Source organism: Halomonas huangheensis, assembly GCF_001431725.1.
GTDB lineage: Bacteria > Pseudomonadota > Gammaproteobacteria > Pseudomonadales > Halomonadaceae > Halomonas > Halomonas huangheensis.
On record NZ_CP013106.1, the window covers coordinates 1830201 to 1846679 of the forward strand.

The following is a 16479-nucleotide window of genomic DNA, read 5'->3' on the forward strand; positions in this document are numbered from 1 at the left end:
CCATGGACAAGTTCGAACGTATTCAGGGACTGGTCGCACCGTTGGATCGCGCCAATGTCGATACCGACCTGATCATTCCCAAGCAGTTTCTCAAGTCGATCAAGCGTACCGGTTTCGGCGTCAATCTTTTCGATGAACTGCGTTACCTTGATGAAGGTCAGCCCGGTCAGGATGTCACCAATCGGCCGCTGAACAAGGACTTCGTACTCAACCAGCCGCGCTACCAGGGTGCCCGGGTGTTGCTGGCACGGCGCAACTTTGGTTGCGGCAGTTCGCGGGAGCACGCCCCCTGGGCGCTGGAAGACTTCGGCTTTCGTGTGGTTATCGCGCCGAGCTTTGCCGATATCTTCTACAACAATGCCTTCAAGAACGGCATTCTGCTGATCACTCTCGCCGAGGAGCAGGTGGATCGTCTGTTCTGCGAAGTCGAGGCCGCAGAAGGCTACTGCCTCGATGTGGATCTCGAGAATCAGCGGGTCACTACGCCGGGCGGGGAAGTTCTCGAGTTCGAGGTTGATGCTTTCCGCAAGCATTGCCTGCTAGAAGGCCTCGATGATATCGGCATCACGCTGCAGGATGAGCCAGCAATTCGCGACTTCGAGGCTCGCCATCGCGTCGCGCGCCCCTGGTTGTTTCGCGGTGACTCGACTTCGGCCTGATGATGTTGTCGGTATAGAGATTCAATCGGTACCGAGCTTCAACCGGTACCGAGCTTCAGCCGGTATAGAGATTCAGCCGGTATAGAGATTCAACGGGGGCTCGCTGTAGCCCCCTTCGAACGCAAGGATAGAACGATATGACTCGCAGGATTCTGGTACTGCCCGGTGATGGCATCGGGCCGGAAATCACCGCTCAGGCAGTGCGTGTGCTTGAGGCCTGTCAGAAGCTGGGGCTCGACGCCGAGATCGAGCAGAGCCTGGTAGGCGGTAGTGCCTATGATGTGCATGGCGTACCGCTGCCGGATGAAACCCTCGACAAGGCGCGTAACGCCGATGCGATTCTGCTCGGTGCCGTTGGCGGTCCCAAGTGGGATCGTATCGAGGATCTTTCGAAGCGTCCCGAGAAGGGGTTGCTGGGTCTGCGCAAGGAACTGGGACTGTTCGGTAACCTGCGTCCGGCGATTCTCTATCCGCAGCTGGCCGATGCCTCGTCGCTCAAGCCGGAAATCGTCTCCGGGCTGGATATCATGATCGTTCGTGAGCTGACCGGCGGCATCTACTTCGGTCAACCGCGTGGCATCGAAGAGCGTGATGGTCAGCGCGTTGGCTTCAACACCTATGTCTACAGCGAAAGCGAGATCGAGCGTATCGGCCGCGTGGCGTTCGAGATGGCCCGGAAGCGCAACAAGAAGCTGTGCAGCGTGGATAAGGCCAACGTACTGGAAGTGACCATCCTGTGGCGCGAGGTCATGGACCGACTGGCTGCTGAGTACCCGGATGTCGAGCTGTCGCACATGTACGTCGACAATGCCGCCATGCAGTTGGTACGAGCTCCCAAGCAGTTCGATGTGGTGGTCACCGGCAACATGTTCGGCGATATCCTGTCGGATGCTGCGGCGATGTTGACCGGTTCCATCGGTATGCTGCCATCTGCCTCGCTCAACGAGCGTGGTCAGGGTATGTATGAGCCTTGTCATGGCAGTGCTCCGGACATCGCCGGCCAGAATCTGGCGAACCCCTTGGCGACGATCCTCTCGGTGGCCATGATGCTACGCTATTCGCTCAACGAGCCACAGCTTGCCGAGCGTATCGAAGCAGCGGTAGGCAAGGTACTGGACGACGGCCTGAGAACCGCGGATATTGCATCTGAGGGTAAGCGTCGCGTCTCCACCGTGGAAATGGGAGATGCGGTGCTGGCGGCGCTTTCCTGATGCCTGAAGGCAAAATCTGCTGAATGATTCGACAGACTATTCTCTTGATTCCGCCGGCAGCGTCTGAAAGGCGCTGCCGGTTTCTGTATAATATAGCCCTCACTCGATATCTGGAGGACTTCACATGTTGAAAGTCGGTTTTGTTGGATGGCGCGGTATGGTGGGCTCTGTGCTCATGCAGCGCATGGTGGAAGATGGCGATTTCAAGGGTATCGAGCCGATCTTCTTCACCACATCCCAGGTCGGCCAGCCAGGTCCCGACATCGGCGTGGACGTGCCTCCGCTGAAGGATGCCTTCGATATTGAGGCACTCAAGGCGCTGGATGTTGTAGTGACCTGTCAAGGTGGCGACTACACCAAGCCGGTGTATCAGGACCTGCGCGGCGGTGGCTGGAAGGGCTACTGGATCGACGCGGCCAGCACACTGCGCATGGCCGATGATGCAACCATCGTGCTGGATCCGGTCAACCGCCGTGTCATCGACGCCCAACTTGCGGCAGGAAGCAAGACCTTTGTTGGTGGCAACTGTACCGTCAGCCTGATGCTGATGGGTCTCGGTGGTCTGTTCGAGGCCGATATGGTCGAGTGGATGACTTCCATGACCTACCAGGCCGCATCCGGTTCCGGCGCACGCCATATGCGTGAGTTGCTCAACCAGATGGGTTCGCTGCGTGATAGTGTCGCCGGCGAACTGCAGGATCCAGCCAGCGCGATTCTCGACATCGATCGCAAGGTCACCGCGGCGATGCGTTCCGGCGATTTCCCGACCGAGAACTTTGCCGCGCCTCTGGCGGGCAGCCTGTTGCCGTGGATCGATACCAAACTCGATAACGGCCAGAGCCGTGAAGAGTGGAAGGGTGGCGTGGAGTCCAACAAGATCCTTGGTCGCCAGGTCAGCCCGATCCCCATCGATGGCCTCTGCGTGCGCATCGGCGCCATGCGTAGCCATAGCCAGGCATTCACCATCAAGCTGCGCCAGGATGTACCGCTCGACGAGATCGAGGAGCGCATCGCGACGCACAATGACTGGGTCAAGGTGATTCCGAATGACAAGGATGCCACCGTGGCAGGCCTGACACCGGCCGCAGCTACTGGCACTTTGAGCGTTCCGGTCGGTCGTCTGCGCAAGATGGCCATGGGCGGTGAATACCTGACAGCCTTCAGCGTGGGTGATCAGCTACTGTGGGGGGCCGCCGAGCCACTCAAGCGCATGCTGAAGATTCTGCGCGAGCAGTAAATCACCTGGGCCGTTCAGGCTCTGGTGTCTGAGTGACCTGGTACCTGAGTGACCTGGTACCTGAATGACCTGGTACCTGAATGACCTGGTACCTGAATGACCTGGTACCTGAGTGATAAAGTACCTGAGTAATAAAGTGCCCGTCGGCTTTGCCGATGGGCACTTTGCCGTTCAGTTGCCGGTTCTTGGGTCTCGGTCATCGCAGAGAGTGTCATCGTGGCGCGGTTGCTGCCGGGATCGAGGTGGTCATGGCCGCGGGGAAAGGCGATAATGCGCGGCTCATCTTTTATGCGTCCCGCAGCCAACTTCGAAGGTAGTGCAATCGGCATGTCCCTGTTTCATTTTCTCGATGAACGTACGCCACTGAAGGGCCGCCTGGCCTTGAGTGTCGAGTATGATGGCACTTCGTACTGTGGCTGGCAGCGTCTCAAGCACGCACCCTCGGTTCAGGGGGCGCTGGAGAAAGCGCTTGGCAAGATCGCCGGGACGGATATCACGGTACATTGCAGCGGGCGTACTGATTCCGGAGTGCATGCTACGCGCCAGATCGCGCATTTTGATCCCCCAGTGGCTCGTTCCGAGAAGGCCTGGGTGTTCGGTGGTAATGCCAACTTACCGCGTGACATCGCGATTCGCTGGATTCGAGAAGTGCCCGATGACTTCCACTCTCGTTTCAAGGCCCTGGCTCGCCGCTATCGCTATGTGATTCTCAATCAGCCCAGCCGGCCAGTATTGGAGCGGGCCAATGCCACCTGGTGTCGAGATCCACTCGATGCCGATGCCATGCATCAGGCCGCCCAGGTACTGGTGGGTGAGCATGACTTCTCGAGTTTCCGCGCCGCGGGCTGTCAGTCGAAGACGCCCTGGCGCCATCTGCATTTCATTGAAGTGCATCGCCACGGCCCACTGGTGGTGGTGGATCTGCAGGCCAATGCCTTTCTGCATCATATGGTACGTAATATCGTCGGTGCGTTGGTGACGGTAGGACGGGGTGAGCAGGGCACCGACCATATTGCTCGATTGCTGGCGCTCAAGGATCGCACCCTTGGTGATGTCACCGCGCCTGGCTGTGGGCTGCATTTTGTCGATACCGTTTATGACGAGGTATGGCAGTTGCCGAAGGAACCTCTGGGGCCCAATCTATTGGCGTTTCTCGGCGAGTGGACTGGTGAGCGCCCACTGCCCGACTGTCCGATGGTTGCGTATCGGCGCGGACAACCGATCGCCGCCGATGTGGAAGAACAGATGCGCCGCCGCCTGGGGCGGTGCTGATGGAGGGAGAGCCTATGTCGCTGAACGCTACCTCGATGCCTCGCCTGGCGCGCACTCGCGTCAAGTTCTGCGGGTTTACCCGCTCGCAGGATGTCACCGACGCGGTTGCCCTGGGGGCCGATGCACTGGGATTCGTGATGTGGCCCGGCAGCAAGCGGGCCATCGATGTGTCGACACTGGCGTCTCTTGCCACCTTGGTGCCGGCGTTCGTCACGCGGGTAGGGCTGTTCGTCAACCCCACGCCGGAAGAAGTGCAGGCCTGTCTTCCCTGGTTGGATCTGTTGCAGTTTCACGGTGATGAGTCTCCAGAATTCTGTGCTCAATTCGGCCGTGCCTGGATCAAGGCTCTGCGGATGCGAGATGACATCGATCTTTCCGCGGCCCAGCAGGACTATGCCGGGGCAAACGCGTTGCTGCTGGACGCGTGGCGACCGGGGGTGCCGGGCGGCACTGGTGAGACATTCGACTGGTCGCGAATCCCCGACGATCTCGTAAAACCTGTTATCCTCGCCGGTGGTCTTGATGCCGAAATCGTAGGCCAGGCGATTACCGCTGTTGCGCCTTATGCGGTCGATGTCTCTGGTGGTATCGAGGTAAGTGCGGGGTGCAAGGGCGTGGAGCATATGCAAGCCTTCATGGCAGCGGTGCGTGCGGCTGACCATGGTTGAAGGTCGCTGCTTGCGCTGAACTATCTCGCTCGTTCTATCTCGTTGCCGCTACCACTTCGCCGGGGCGAGCCGCTACAATATGCGCCAATGCGTCTGGGTATCTGTATTGGGTCTCATTGCTGCGCATCCGAATCGACTCCGTCATCGGCTGGTAGGCCGGTGGCTGCAACAAACGGAAGACATCTGACATGAGCTGGTTAGACAAGATTGTACCTTCGGTGGGCCGTATTCAGCGCAAGGATCGTCGTGCGAGCGTCCCCGATGGCCTGTGGCGAAAGTGTCCCAAATGTGAAGCCGTGCTCTACCTCCCGGAGCTCGAGAAGAACCACAACGTCTGCCCCAAGTGCGACCATCACCTGCGCCTGACAGCTCGCAAGCGGCTGAGCTGGTTCCTGGACGAAGAAGGGCGTGAAGAGCTGTCGGCGGATCTCGAGCCGGTGGACCGCCTGAAATTCCGTGATTCCAAGAAGTATCGTGATCGTCTCGCGGCAGCTCAGAAGGATACCGGTGAGAAGGATGCCCTGGTGGCCATGCGTGGCCAGTTGGACGGCGTTCCGGTGGTGGCTGTCGCATTCGAGTTCACCTTCATGGGCGGTTCCATGGGCGCCGTGGTGGGTGAGAAATTCGTGCGTGCCGCGACCGTAGCCCTGGAAGAGCGCGTTCCGCTGGTGTGCTTTGCCGCATCCGGTGGCGCACGCATGCAGGAAGCGCTGTTCTCGCTGATGCAGATGGCCAAGACCTCTGCAGCGCTGGAGAAGCTCAAGCAGGCCGGAGTGCCTTATATTTCGGTATTGACCGATCCGGTATTCGGCGGCGTCTCTGCGTCACTGGCGATGCTGGGCGACCTGAACATCGCCGAACCTTATGCATTGATTGGTTTTGCTGGGCCGCGTGTCATTGAGCAGACGGTGCGCGAGAAGTTGCCCGAGGGCTTCCAGCGTAGTGAATTCCTGCTTGAACACGGTACCGTCGACATGATCGTGCATCGCCACGAGATGCGTGACCGCGTCGGCAGCGTGCTGCGCAAGTTGACTCATCAGCCTGCAGCCGGTGGAACAGTCGCCACCGAGCCTGATCTGGTCGATGCTGCCGAAGCAGCGGAACTGGAGCAGGCGAGTACCGAAGAGCAATCGCTGCAACAGGACGCTCCGCTATCTGGTGATCACACTGCTGACGATGCAAGGCAGAATGATGACAAGCCGCCCGCACCATCTTCAGAGGCACCGCGCTGATCGCTTGCTCATGACCGACTCCAGTCTGCCTGTAACCCTCGATGCCTGGCTGACCAGGCTCGAGGCGGCGCACCCTGTAGGGATTGATCTTGGCCTCGAGCGGGTTGCGGTCGTGGCTCGGCGCATGGGGTTGTTCGATACTCCCATCGCCGAGCGTGTGATTACGGTCGCCGGAACCAATGGCAAAGGCTCAACCGTGGCGATGCTCGAATCGCTGGCACAGGCCCATGGCTTGAGCGTTTCCTGTTATACCTCCCCACATCTGCTGCGCTACAACGAGCGCCTGCGTCTCGACGGTATCGAGGCCGAGGACGAACTGCTGGTGGCAGGCTTTGTGGCGGTGGAGCAGGCGCGACTCGCCCCTGAGCCGGTGAGCCTGACCTACTTCGAGGTCGGCACTCTTGCAGCCCTCTGGGCCATTGCCCGCCAGCACCCTCAGTTGGCAGTGCTTGAGGTCGGGCTGGGAGGGCGTCTCGATGCCGTTAATATCATTGATGCCGATGTGGCTGTGGTCACCACTGTCGCTCAGGACCATGCGGCTTTCCTCGGCACTGATATCAATGTGATCGGCCGTGAGAAGGCTGGCATCATGCGAGCGCAACGACCTGTGGTGCTTGGCAGCACCTCGCTACCGCCCTCGGTATCTGAGTATGCCGCTGATATCGGTGCCCGGGCCTATCACCTCGATAGCGAGTTCAGCCACAGCTCGACGTTCAGCGATAGCCCAGAGTTCGTTGATGGCGATAGTCGTGACGTTGCCCTCTGGAACTGGGCAGGAAAGGCTGCATCAGGACAGGCTCTGTGCCTTGAAGCATTGCCCGATCCGAAACTCCCGCGTGACAATGCCGCCGCCGCGTTGCAGGCCCTTGCACTCAGTGGCGTGATGCTTGATGTGGAGGCCTGTCGACGTGCTCTGTCCAGTGTGCGTATCAATGGGCGTATGCAATGGCGTGGCCAGTGGTGTCTGGATGTCGGGCACAATCCTCACGCGGCGGCCTGGGTGGCTGAGCAGTTGAGTACGACCAGCTCTCCCGGGGCGCGCACACTGTGTCTGTTGGGTATGCTGGAAGACAAGGATGCCGACGGCGTCATTGAGGCCCTTGCACCGGCCATCGATGCCTGGCTACCGGTGAGTCTCGAAGGAGACCGTGCACGCAAGGCCAGCGACCTTGCCCAACGCCTTGAACTGAATGGCCAGCAGGTCATGCACCAGGCTGATAGCCCAGTAGAGGCTGCCATATGGCTCCAGACACGCCTCGAACCGGGGGATCGTGTGCTGGTGACCGGGTCGTTCCTGACGGTCAGTGCCATAATGGGCATGTGGCACCAGGCATCCAGCGATGACGAGAACGGATCGAGGGAGCAAGATGAAATACGGAATGCGTGAAAGAATCAGCGGAGTCGTCATTGTCGTGGCACTAGCCGTTATCTTCGTGCCGATGTTGTTTGATGAGCCAGATAATGCCGACCAGCGCCCCGACCCTGTGTTGACCATTGAGCCGCCGGTTGACGTCGAACGGCGTGACGTTCCGGCTCCCGAGGCGCCCGATGGCCTGGGAGAAATCGTGGGGCCGCAGAGTCACGAGCAGCGAGAGCAGGTACTGGACGAGGCGCAACAGCAAACCCAGTCACGGGATGCTGAAAGCGAACAGCAGCGGCCGGAGCAGGAACCGGACACGGCGAGCGAAGCGCCGCGCGAGGATCCGATTGCGGCTATTGCTCAAGCAGCGGATCAGCGTCTAACGGATTCCAGCTCCAACTCCAGTTCCTCGACGCCTGCTGCTTCAGGCTCCGGTGAATGGTCGGTGCAGATCGGTAGCTTTGGCAAGGTCGCCAATGCCGACGGCGCACTGCAGAGGCTGCGCAACAAGGGCTATCCCGCCTGGAAGCAACAGCGTAGCGATGGCCTCACTGCGGTGTATGCCGGTCCTTACACCACGACCAGTGAAGCCGAGAATGTCATGGGTAGAATCAAGGGCGATGCCGAGCTGGGCTTCAACGGCTTCCTCAAGAGGGCGGCACCTTGATGCTGGTGACCTGGGTCGATTGGGTCTTTGTTGCTCTGCTGGCACTGGCCGTAGCAGCGGGCTTTGTCCGCGGCCTGGTGCGAGAGGCATTAGGTCTGGCGACCTGGATCGTAGCGTTGCTGGCGGCTCGGGTGTTCTGTCAGCCGGTGGCGGATTTTCTTGCCACCTGGATCGACAATGACGATGGTCGCTTGATTGTCGCCTTTGTCGCGATCATCATCGCCACCATTCTGGTGGGGGGCATACTCATTCGCATGCTTCAGGCAGCGATCGAGTGGGCCGGGGCAGGTTTCCTGAATCGAATGACGGGAGCCATGTTTGGTGGAGCCAAGGCGGTAGCGGCACTGACGTTGGTGACGTTGCTGATCGGTTTCACGCCACTGGTGCAATTGAGTGCCTGGCAAGACGCCTCGGTGCGTCCTTGGTTCGAGCAGTCTCGTGACTGGGCGCTTGCTCACCTGGATAGCATCGAGGGCGGCATGTCGGCATTGCCTGAGGCGCTACAGCACGTGCCGCAGTCTGAAGAGCCCCAGCCACTGGCTGAGCCGGTGGAGCAGGCCGAGCAGATGGAACAGATTGATCAGCAGTTGCCGCAAACGGAGCAGGCGGCCGGACAGTCATCAACCACGCAGCAGGACCCGAGCGTGAACGGTGTCTCCACGATCAGTGACAGTTGACTTCAGCGCCGCCTGATCGGGCGGCGCATCATGGCAAATGAGGTAAGGTGAATGTGCGGTATCGTCGGCCTGATGGCCAAGCAGGCGGTAAACCAGGCAATCTACGACGCCCTGACAGTGCTCCAGCATCGTGGTCAGGATGCCGCGGGGATGATGACCTGGAATGAAGGCCGATTCCTGCTGCGCAAGAGCAATGGCCTGGTTCGCGATGTCTTTCATACCCGCCACATGGCGCGACTGAAAGGCAACCTTGGCATTGGGCACGTGCGCTATCCCACCGCTGGATCTTCCAGCGAGGCGGAGTCGCAGCCGTTCTACGTCAACTCCCCCTACGGTATCACCCTGGCCCACAACGGCAACCTGACCAACTCCGAACAGATCAAGAAGGAGCTGTTCTCCTCGGATCTGCGCCACATCAACACCAGCTCTGATTCCGAAGTGCTGCTCAATGTCTTTGCACATGAACTGGGCAAGCAGGGACCGCATCTGAAGCCTGGCGATATTTTCGACGCTGTGCGTCGTGTACATCGTCGTTGCCTCGGTGGTTATGCCGCGGTATCCATTATCAATGGTGTTGGCCTGGTCGCTTTCCGTGACCCTCATGGTATCCGTCCGGTGGTCTTCGGTTCTCGTGATGAAGGTCAGGGTCAGGAGGTCATGATCGCCTCCGAGTCGGTAGCACTGGATGTTGGCGGTTTCGAACTACACCGCGACCTGGCACCGGGCGAGGCAATCTTCGTCGACATGCAGGGCGAGATTCATACTCAGCTTTGTGCCGACCGCCCTGAACTGGCGCCCTGCATCTTCGAGCATGTCTATCTGGCGCGTCCCGACTCGATGCTCGATGGTGCCTATGTCTACGGCACGCGTTTGCAGATGGGGCGTAAGCTGGCCGATCGCGTCAAACGCGAGTGGCCCGATCACGATATCGACGTGGTTATTCCGATTCCCGATACCTCGCGTACCGCGGCACTGGAAATGGCTCAGCATCTTGGTGTGACCTACCGCGAAGGCTTCATGAAGAACCGTTACATCGGACGAACCTTCATCATGCCGGGGCAGACTCAGCGCAAGAAGTCCGTACGCCAGAAGCTCAATGCCATCGACGTCGAGTTCCGTGGCAAGAATGTGCTACTGGTGGACGATTCCATCGTGCGTGGTACCACCTGCAAGCAGATCATTCAGATGGCACGTGATGCCGGTGCCAACAATGTCTATTTTGCCTCTGCAGCGCCCCCCGTGCGCTATCCCAACGTCTACGGTATCGATATGCCGGCTGCCAGCGAGTTGATCGCTCATGGCCGCAGCGAGGCCGAAGTGGGAGAGCTGATCGGTGCCGACCGCATCGTCTATCAGGACCTCGAGGACCTCAAGGCGGCCTGTCGTGAAGTCAATCCGGCGCTTGATGATTTTGACTGTTCGGTGTTCGATGGTCGATATATCACCGGCGATATCGACGACAACTACCTTGCCGATCTTGAAGCATCGCGCAACGATAGTGCCAAGCAGGAGCAGAATGTCGGCGATCACGCGCTGGTGGGGATGCACAATCAGGACGATGACATCGATTGAGGAGAGGCGGCATGCAGGACGACGCATTTGGTAACAGCCAGGGCGACAACAACTGGGCAATCGATACACTGGCTATTCGCGCTGGGCAGATGCGTACCCATGAGCAGGAGCACTCCGAGCCGATCTTTCCTACCTCGAGCTTTGTCTATGGCAGTGCTGCCGAAGCGGCACGCAAGTTTGCGGGTGACGAGCCAGGCAATATCTACTCGCGCTTTACCAACCCCACAGTGCGCACCTTCGAGCGCCGCCTTGCCGCGTTGGAAGGTGGTGAACGTTGTGTCGCGACCAGCTCCGGCATGGCTGCGATACTGTCCACGGCTCTGGCGTTGTTGAAGGCGGGGGACGAGATCGTTGCCTCGCGTTCGCTGTTCGGCTCCACCGTCAGCCTGTTCGACAAGTACCTCGGCAAGTTGGGCATCAAGACACACTATGTCGAGTTGTCCGACCTCAAGGCTTGGGAGGCGGCGATCACCCCCGAGACTCGGCTGCTGTTCGCCGAGACGCCATCCAACCCGCTTTCGGAAGTGGTCGATATTCAAGCGCTGGCCGATATTGCCCATCGCCATGATGCCTTGCTGGCTATCGACAACTGTTTCCTGACCCCGGCATTGCAGCGACCGTTGGAGTGGGGAGCGGATCTGGTGATCCACTCGGCGACCAAGTATCTCGATGGCCAGGGACGCGCTATCGGTGGTGCGGTCGTAGGTCCTGACGCGTTGATCGAGGAAGTGTTCGGCGTGGTGCGTACCTGTGGTCCTTGTCTCAGTCCGTTCAATGCCTGGATATTCACCAAGGGGCTCGAAACCCTCGGGCTGCGGATGAAGGCACATTGCGCCGCGGCGTTGGAATTGGCGCAGTGGCTGGAAGCGCATCCCGCCGTTGAGCGAGTGCACTATAGTGGTCTGGAAAGTCATGCCCAGCATAGCTTGGCCAGCCGCCAACAGCGCGCTTTCGGCGCGGTATTGGGGCTGGAAGTGAAGGGCGGCCGTGAAGCGGCCTGGTCAGTGATCGATGCCACTCGACTGTTGTCGATCACCGGCAATCTGGGCGATACCAAGACCACCATCACCCATCCCGCCACCACCACCCATGGTCGGCTTTCCGATGAGCAGAAGGCGGTCGCCGGGATCAGCGAGAACCTGATCCGGATTGCCGTGGGTCTCGAAGACCTCGACGATATCAAGGCCGATCTGGCACGTGGCCTGGATGCGTTGAGCGTCTGATTGGCTTCCCCTGCGCGGTGTCCTTTGCTGCCCGACTTCGGTCGGGCAGTTTGCGTTTACGAGCAGCGCGAGCGGTAAGCTGTAAGTTTCAGGCTGTAAGTAACCCCGGACCCCAGCCCTTGTCTGTGCGCCATGGAGCAGTGCTCGAAGCTGAACACTGGAAATTACGAACAATTTATTCGATTTTTTCCACGAGAAGGGCTAAGTAAGTTACGTTAAGATCGATTTCATCGACAGGTTGGCTAGTGTCACCACAGCCCGCTCGTTGCAGACTGGTCATCACGAACAGGTCATCACGAACAGGTCATCACTGCTATGTGGCGTAATACGCAAAATGGATGGGGACTGGTCAGCATTGCCCTGCACTGGCTGAGTGCGCTGGCGATCATTGGCCTGTTTGCCCTTGGCTGGTGGATGACCGGGCTCGACTACTACAGTAGCTGGTACCACACTGCGCCATGGTGGCACCGTGGTATTGGCATGCTGGTGTTGCTGGCGACGCTGCTACGCCTGGTATGGCGTTTTTTCCAGCCACATCCGGAGGCTCATGGTTCTGCGTTGGAAAGGCATGCGGCATCATTTGGCCATGTGGCGATCTACCTACTATTGCTGGCGGTGTTGATCAGTGGATATCTGATTTCCACGGCCGATGGCAAGGGAATCTCGGTACTGGACTGGTTCACTGTACCAGCGGTAATCAACGGGTTACCCGAGCAGGCAACCCGTGCTGGTGTAGTGCATTGGTACAGTGCCGTGGCACTGATGGTGCTTTCGGCTGGCCATGCGCTGGCGGCACTGAAACATCATCTGGTGGATCGTCAGGACACGTTGGCAAGAATGGTAAACCCGCGCCTTTCACGACGAGACTGATGGTAAAGCCGCTTCAAAGAGAAAGAGGTCTCTTTGCAGGATCTGTTGCGACAGTCCACAAGAGACATTCCACAAGAGACATTGCAGTTATTCATGACAGCAGCAACAGGGAGTAATGCATGATGTTCAAGAAGACAACCATTGCCGCGTTTGGCGCGCTAGCCATGCTGCCACTGGCCCAGGCTCAGGCGGCGGACTACACCATCGATACCGAAGGCCAGCACGCCTTTGTCCAGTTCCGTATCAATCACGTCGGCTTCTCGTACATCCTCGGCAGCTTCGAGTCTTTCGATGGTACCTTCTCCTACGACGCGGAAGAGCCCGCAGCCTCCAGCGCGGAGCTGGAAGTTGATGTGACCAGTCTCAATACCAACCATGCCGAGCGTGACAAACATATACTCAGCGGGGATTTCCTCAACGCCGATGAATATCCGACGGCCACCTTCACGTCCACCGGGTTCGAATCCACCGGTGAGGGCGAGGGGGTTCTGACGGGGGATCTGACTCTGCACGGCACCACCCAGGCCATCGAGATGCCGGTGGAGCTGATCGGTGAGGGCGAAGATCCCTGGGGTGGCTATCGTGCTGGTTTCGAAGGCAGCACTGACCTGACGCTTGCTGATTATGGTATCGACATGAGCAAGTTCCCGGAAGCCATGCAGACTGTCGAGCTGTATGTCACTTTCGAGGGCGTCCGCCAGTAGGCAATAACCGCCACTGCAGGGTTCGCTCAGCCCCGGGGTCGCCCTCGGGGCTTTTTGTCGCTGGTATGTGGGTTGTTCGTCGCGCCTGTTGGCGTTCCAGTCTCATTACCCAAGGGGTGCTCTTGAAGAGCCACCGAGCAGGATGAAGCATCACACGACGTTGTGATTCGCCTGTGAAGGCAGCTTGTTTGAGGGGCCTTGACCGTTGAGTATCAAACTTCGGAGTAGCTGTGCACTTATCTACCGATTCCCACTCCATGGGGCGTACCCTCTGGCGGCAGACCTGGCCGATGGCCATCGGGGTACTGTCATTGCTCGGGTTCCAGTTGGTGGATTCCGCTTTCGTTGCCCGCCTCGGGACCGAGCCACTGGCTGCACAGTCGTTCACCTTTCCGCTGAGCTTTCTGATCATCGGTGTGCAGGTCGGCATGGGGATTGCGATCGCCGCCTTGATCTCGCGTGCCCTGGGGGCGGGAGAGGAGCAGCGAGCCCGGCGCCTGGGCAGCCTGGTGCTGCTGTTGGGAGCCGGTGTTATCGCCGTGTTGTCGTTGCTGTTGTGGCTGTTCCAGACACCGATCTTTCGTCTGCTGGGAGCCGATGGCGGGGCGTTGGCACAGATCGCCGACTATTGGGGACCGCAATTGCTGGCCGCCTGGTTGGGGGCATTGGTGTATTTCGGCTATAGCCTGTTCCGTGCTCATGGTGATACCGGCTTTCCCGGCAGCATGATGGTGCTGACCAGCCTGGTGAACCTGTGCCTCGATCCTCTGCTGATCTTCGGCATTGGCTCCTGGCCGGGTCTTGGACTGCCGGGAGCCGCCTGGGCAACAGTGCTGGCGTTCGCGACGGGGCTGGTGCTGCTCGGTAGGCGTCTGGTCGCACGCCAGTGGCTGGAGAAGGCAGGGCTCTTGAAGGAGCTTCGTTCGTCGACGGGTGCCTTTGTCGGTGTCGCCGGACCGGCGATGATCAGCCAATTGATGCCGCCGCTGGCGGCGATGCTGGCGATATCCGTGGTTGCCCAGCTTGGCCAGAGCGCAGTGGCGACCTGGGGTCTGGCCAGCCGCCTGGAAACCGTCTCGTTGATGGTGGTGCTGGCGATGACCATGTCGTTGCCTCCCTGGCTGGGGCGTTGTTATGGCGCTGGAGACTGGCGGCAGATTCATCGCCTGATGCGTCTGGCGCTCAAGGTTGTGGTGATCTGGCAGTTGGGCCTGGGGTTGATCCTGGCATTGTTGTCGCCCTGGGTGGCAAGTCTGCTGGCCGGTAACCCCGAGATTCGCGGCGAGCTGGCCACCCTGATGCGCTTTCTGCTGCCAAGTTATGCGGCACTCGGCGTATGCATGCTGGTGGTGTCGGCGGGCAATGCGTTGGGCTGGCCGCTGCGTGCGATGCTGATGTCAGCGGCGCGGTTGTTCATCTGTTACCTGCCGTGCCTGTGGCTCGGCGTGCATCTGATCGGCGGCATGCAAGGATTGGCAATGGGCGCGGCACTGGGCAATGTGCTGGCAGGCCTGGCCGCCTGGTGGCTGTTGCGTAGGGTGCTGGCACGCCCGAAACGCCAACCCGAGCAGGTGTTGGCGGATAGCGAAAAACATAGCTAGTTAAATTCTCTGCATAATGGCTTTATTATTATATTTATTATTGTGTTTATGCAGATAAAAAACATATAAGGCCAGTAAATGCTTTAAATACAGGCTAATTTTCTTCTCTGTATCGATATACTCGCCCCCTCAGCGTCAAGATCGTGACAATCGGCAGCGCAACGACACGCAGCGCAACGACACGCAGCGCAACGACACGCAGCGCAACAACATGCAGCGCAACAACAAGAGGTGGGCGAGATGAAGGTACTGGTTCTGGGGTCAGGGGTTGTCGGGGTGACGTCAGCGTATTATCTGGCGCGCCAGGGGCACGAGGTCACCGTGGTTGATCGTCAGCCGTCTCCGGCAATGGAGACCAGTTACGGCAATGCGGGACAGGTCTCATTCGGTTTCTCCTCGCCCTGGGCGGCCCCCGGTATCCCGCAGAAGGCGGTCAAGTGGATGTTCCAGGAACATGCGCCGCTGAAGATCCAGCCGCGTCTTGATCCGGTCATGGGCCGCTTCATGATGCAGATGCTCGGCAACTGCAACCCCGAGAGCTACGCGGTCAACAAGGAGCGCATGGTCCGGGTGGCCGAGTACAGCCGTGCCTGTATCAATGCCCTGCGTGATGACACCGGGATTCGTTACGAGGACCGCCAGCGCGGTTTGCTGCAGTTGTTCCGTAATGAACAGCAGGTCGAAGCCGTCGCCAAGGACATGAAAGTGCTGGAGCAGTGCAATGTACGCCATCGCCTGTTGAATGCCGAGGAAATCACTGCGGTCGAGCCGGCGCTGTCGCGTGTGCCCGGCAAGTTCGTCGCCGGCCTGCATCTGCCGGATGACCAGACCGGTGACTGCTTCCTGTTCACCAATCGCCTCGCCGACTATTGCCGTGAGCAGCTCGGGGTGACGTTCCTGTTCAACACCAGTATCGAGCGTATCACTCGCGTTTCCGGGCGAATCGAAAACGTCGTGACCAGTGCCGGAGCGCTGACCGCCGATGCCTACGTCATGGCGCTTGGTAGCTACTCGCCGTTCCTCGCCCGTGATCTCGATATTCGTCTGCCGATCTATCCGGTCAAGGGCTACAGCCTGACGCTGCCGGTCATCGATGATGGCGGGGCACCGCAGTCGACGGTGATGGACGAGACCTTCAAGGTGGCGATCTCGCGCTTCGACAACCGGATTCGCGTCGGCGGCACTGCGGAGCTGGCGTCCTATAACCTCAGCCTGGCCGAGAAGCGTCGTGCCACCATCAGCATGGTGGTGCGTGATGTCTTCCCCGAAGGCGGCGATCTGGAAAAGGCCGAATTCTGGACCGGTCTGCGCCCGATGACTCCGGATTCCACGCCGATCATCGGTGCCACCAAATACGATAATCTATGGCTCAACACCGGCCACGGCACTCTGGGCTGGACCATGAGCTGTGGTAGCGGCCAGTTGCTGGCCGATCTGATCGCCGGACGCGATCCGCAGATCAGCGCCGATGGCCTGTCGGTAGCGCGTTACGCGGCCTGAGTCCGGGTTACTCAAGTCAGGGTAGC

The 16479-nt window shown here is 59.5% G+C and carries 14 protein-coding genes and 1 pseudogene; all 15 read left to right on the forward strand.

From position 1 onward, the window contains the following. Window positions 1-2 precede the first annotated feature (2 nt). Window positions 3-659 carry a 3-isopropylmalate dehydratase small subunit gene (gene leuD, locus AR456_RS08225; protein WP_021820917.1) on the forward strand — a complete coding sequence of 219 codons (657 nt, stop codon included), beginning with the start codon at window positions 3-5 and terminating at the stop codon, window positions 657-659. A gap of 137 nt (window positions 660-796) precedes the next feature. Continuing rightward, the gene (leuB, locus tag AR456_RS08230) at window positions 797-1870 is read left to right on the forward strand and encodes a 3-isopropylmalate dehydrogenase (protein WP_021820918.1); all 1074 of its coding nucleotides are present in this window, start codon (window positions 797-799) and stop codon (window positions 1868-1870) included. Between the two features lie 124 nt (window positions 1871-1994). Then, on the forward strand, window positions 1995-3107 hold the full coding sequence (gene asd / locus AR456_RS08235) for an aspartate-semialdehyde dehydrogenase (RefSeq protein WP_021820919.1): 1113 nt from the start codon (window positions 1995-1997) through the stop codon (window positions 3105-3107). Window positions 3108-3434: 327 nt separating this feature from the next. Continuing rightward, a complete protein-coding gene (gene truA, locus AR456_RS08240; protein ID WP_031208819.1) occupies window positions 3435-4379 on the forward strand; it encodes a tRNA pseudouridine(38-40) synthase TruA in 945 nt (314 codons plus the stop codon). Between the two features lie 14 nt (window positions 4380-4393). Further along, complete coding sequence (locus tag AR456_RS08245; RefSeq protein WP_021820921.1) at window positions 4394-5047, forward strand: phosphoribosylanthranilate isomerase; 654 nt, start codon at window positions 4394-4396, stop codon at window positions 5045-5047. Window positions 5048-5235: 188 nt separating this feature from the next. Beyond that, on the forward strand, window positions 5236-6279 hold the full coding sequence (gene accD, locus AR456_RS08250; protein WP_021820922.1) for an acetyl-CoA carboxylase, carboxyltransferase subunit beta: 1044 nt from the start codon (window positions 5236-5238) through the stop codon (window positions 6277-6279). A 10-nt stretch (window positions 6280-6289) separates the two neighbouring features. Next, window positions 6290-7666, forward strand: coding sequence for a bifunctional folylpolyglutamate synthase/dihydrofolate synthase (locus AR456_RS08255; RefSeq protein ID WP_021820923.1), 1377 nt, complete (start codon window positions 6290-6292; stop codon window positions 7664-7666). Further along, window positions 7659-8306, forward strand: a complete 648-nt coding sequence (locus AR456_RS08260; RefSeq protein WP_021820924.1) for an SPOR domain-containing protein — start codon at window positions 7659-7661, stop codon at window positions 8304-8306. The genes AR456_RS08255 and AR456_RS08260 overlap by 8 nt, the downstream gene beginning before the upstream one ends. Further along, window positions 8306-8983 (forward strand): CvpA family protein, encoded by a 678-nt coding sequence (locus AR456_RS08265; protein ID WP_021820925.1) that lies wholly within the window; start codon window positions 8306-8308, stop codon window positions 8981-8983. The genes AR456_RS08260 and AR456_RS08265 overlap by 1 nt, the downstream gene beginning before the upstream one ends. Before the next feature lie 51 nt (window positions 8984-9034). Then, window positions 9035-10555 (forward strand): amidophosphoribosyltransferase, encoded by a 1521-nt coding sequence (purF, locus tag AR456_RS08270; protein WP_021820926.1) that lies wholly within the window; start codon window positions 9035-9037, stop codon window positions 10553-10555. Between the two features lie 11 nt (window positions 10556-10566). Then, the gene (locus AR456_RS08275) at window positions 10567-11778 is read left to right on the forward strand and encodes an O-succinylhomoserine sulfhydrylase (protein ID WP_021820927.1); all 1212 of its coding nucleotides are present in this window, start codon (window positions 10567-10569) and stop codon (window positions 11776-11778) included. A gap of 315 nt (window positions 11779-12093) precedes the next feature. Continuing rightward, a complete protein-coding gene (locus AR456_RS08280; RefSeq protein WP_021820928.1) occupies window positions 12094-12648 on the forward strand; it encodes a cytochrome b in 555 nt (184 codons plus the stop codon). A 122-nt stretch (window positions 12649-12770) separates the two neighbouring features. After that, window positions 12771-13352 (forward strand): YceI family protein, encoded by a 582-nt coding sequence (locus AR456_RS08285; protein WP_031208824.1) that lies wholly within the window; start codon window positions 12771-12773, stop codon window positions 13350-13352. A 257-nt stretch (window positions 13353-13609) separates the two neighbouring features. Then, entirely contained in the window at window positions 13610-14953 is a 1344-nt protein-coding gene (locus AR456_RS08290) for an MATE family efflux transporter (protein WP_021820930.1), read from the forward strand. Between the two features lie 180 nt (window positions 14954-15133). Next, window positions 15134-16453 (forward strand): annotated as a pseudogene (locus AR456_RS08295) (D-amino acid dehydrogenase); the annotation flags it as partial. Between the last annotated feature and the right edge of the window lie 26 nt (window positions 16454-16479).

Excerpts from the sequence above, each read along its gene's own strand:
- leuD (WP_021820917.1), top strand. The coding sequence starts at position 3 with ATGGACAAGTTCGAACGTATTCAGGGACTGGTCGCACCGTTGGATCGC.
- leuB (WP_021820918.1), top strand. The coding sequence starts at position 797 with ATGACTCGCAGGATTCTGGTACTGCCCGGTGATGGCATCGGGCCGGAA.
- asd (WP_021820919.1), top strand. The coding sequence starts at position 1,995 with ATGTTGAAAGTCGGTTTTGTTGGATGGCGCGGTATGGTGGGCTCTGTG.
- truA (WP_031208819.1), top strand. The coding sequence starts at position 3,435 with ATGTCCCTGTTTCATTTTCTCGATGAACGTACGCCACTGAAGGGCCGC.
- AR456_RS08245 (WP_021820921.1), top strand. The coding sequence starts at position 4,394 with ATGTCGCTGAACGCTACCTCGATGCCTCGCCTGGCGCGCACTCGCGTC.
- accD (WP_021820922.1), top strand. The coding sequence starts at position 5,236 with ATGAGCTGGTTAGACAAGATTGTACCTTCGGTGGGCCGTATTCAGCGC.
- AR456_RS08255 (WP_021820923.1), top strand. The coding sequence starts at position 6,290 with ATGACCGACTCCAGTCTGCCTGTAACCCTCGATGCCTGGCTGACCAGG.
- AR456_RS08260 (WP_021820924.1), top strand. The coding sequence starts at position 7,659 with ATGCGTGAAAGAATCAGCGGAGTCGTCATTGTCGTGGCACTAGCCGTT.
- AR456_RS08265 (WP_021820925.1), top strand. The coding sequence starts at position 8,306 with ATGCTGGTGACCTGGGTCGATTGGGTCTTTGTTGCTCTGCTGGCACTG.
- purF (WP_021820926.1), top strand. The coding sequence starts at position 9,035 with ATGTGCGGTATCGTCGGCCTGATGGCCAAGCAGGCGGTAAACCAGGCA.
- AR456_RS08275 (WP_021820927.1), top strand. The coding sequence starts at position 10,567 with ATGCAGGACGACGCATTTGGTAACAGCCAGGGCGACAACAACTGGGCA.
- AR456_RS08280 (WP_021820928.1), top strand. The coding sequence starts at position 12,094 with ATGTGGCGTAATACGCAAAATGGATGGGGACTGGTCAGCATTGCCCTG.
- AR456_RS08285 (WP_031208824.1), top strand. The coding sequence starts at position 12,771 with ATGTTCAAGAAGACAACCATTGCCGCGTTTGGCGCGCTAGCCATGCTG.
- AR456_RS08290 (WP_021820930.1), top strand. The coding sequence starts at position 13,610 with ATGGGGCGTACCCTCTGGCGGCAGACCTGGCCGATGGCCATCGGGGTA.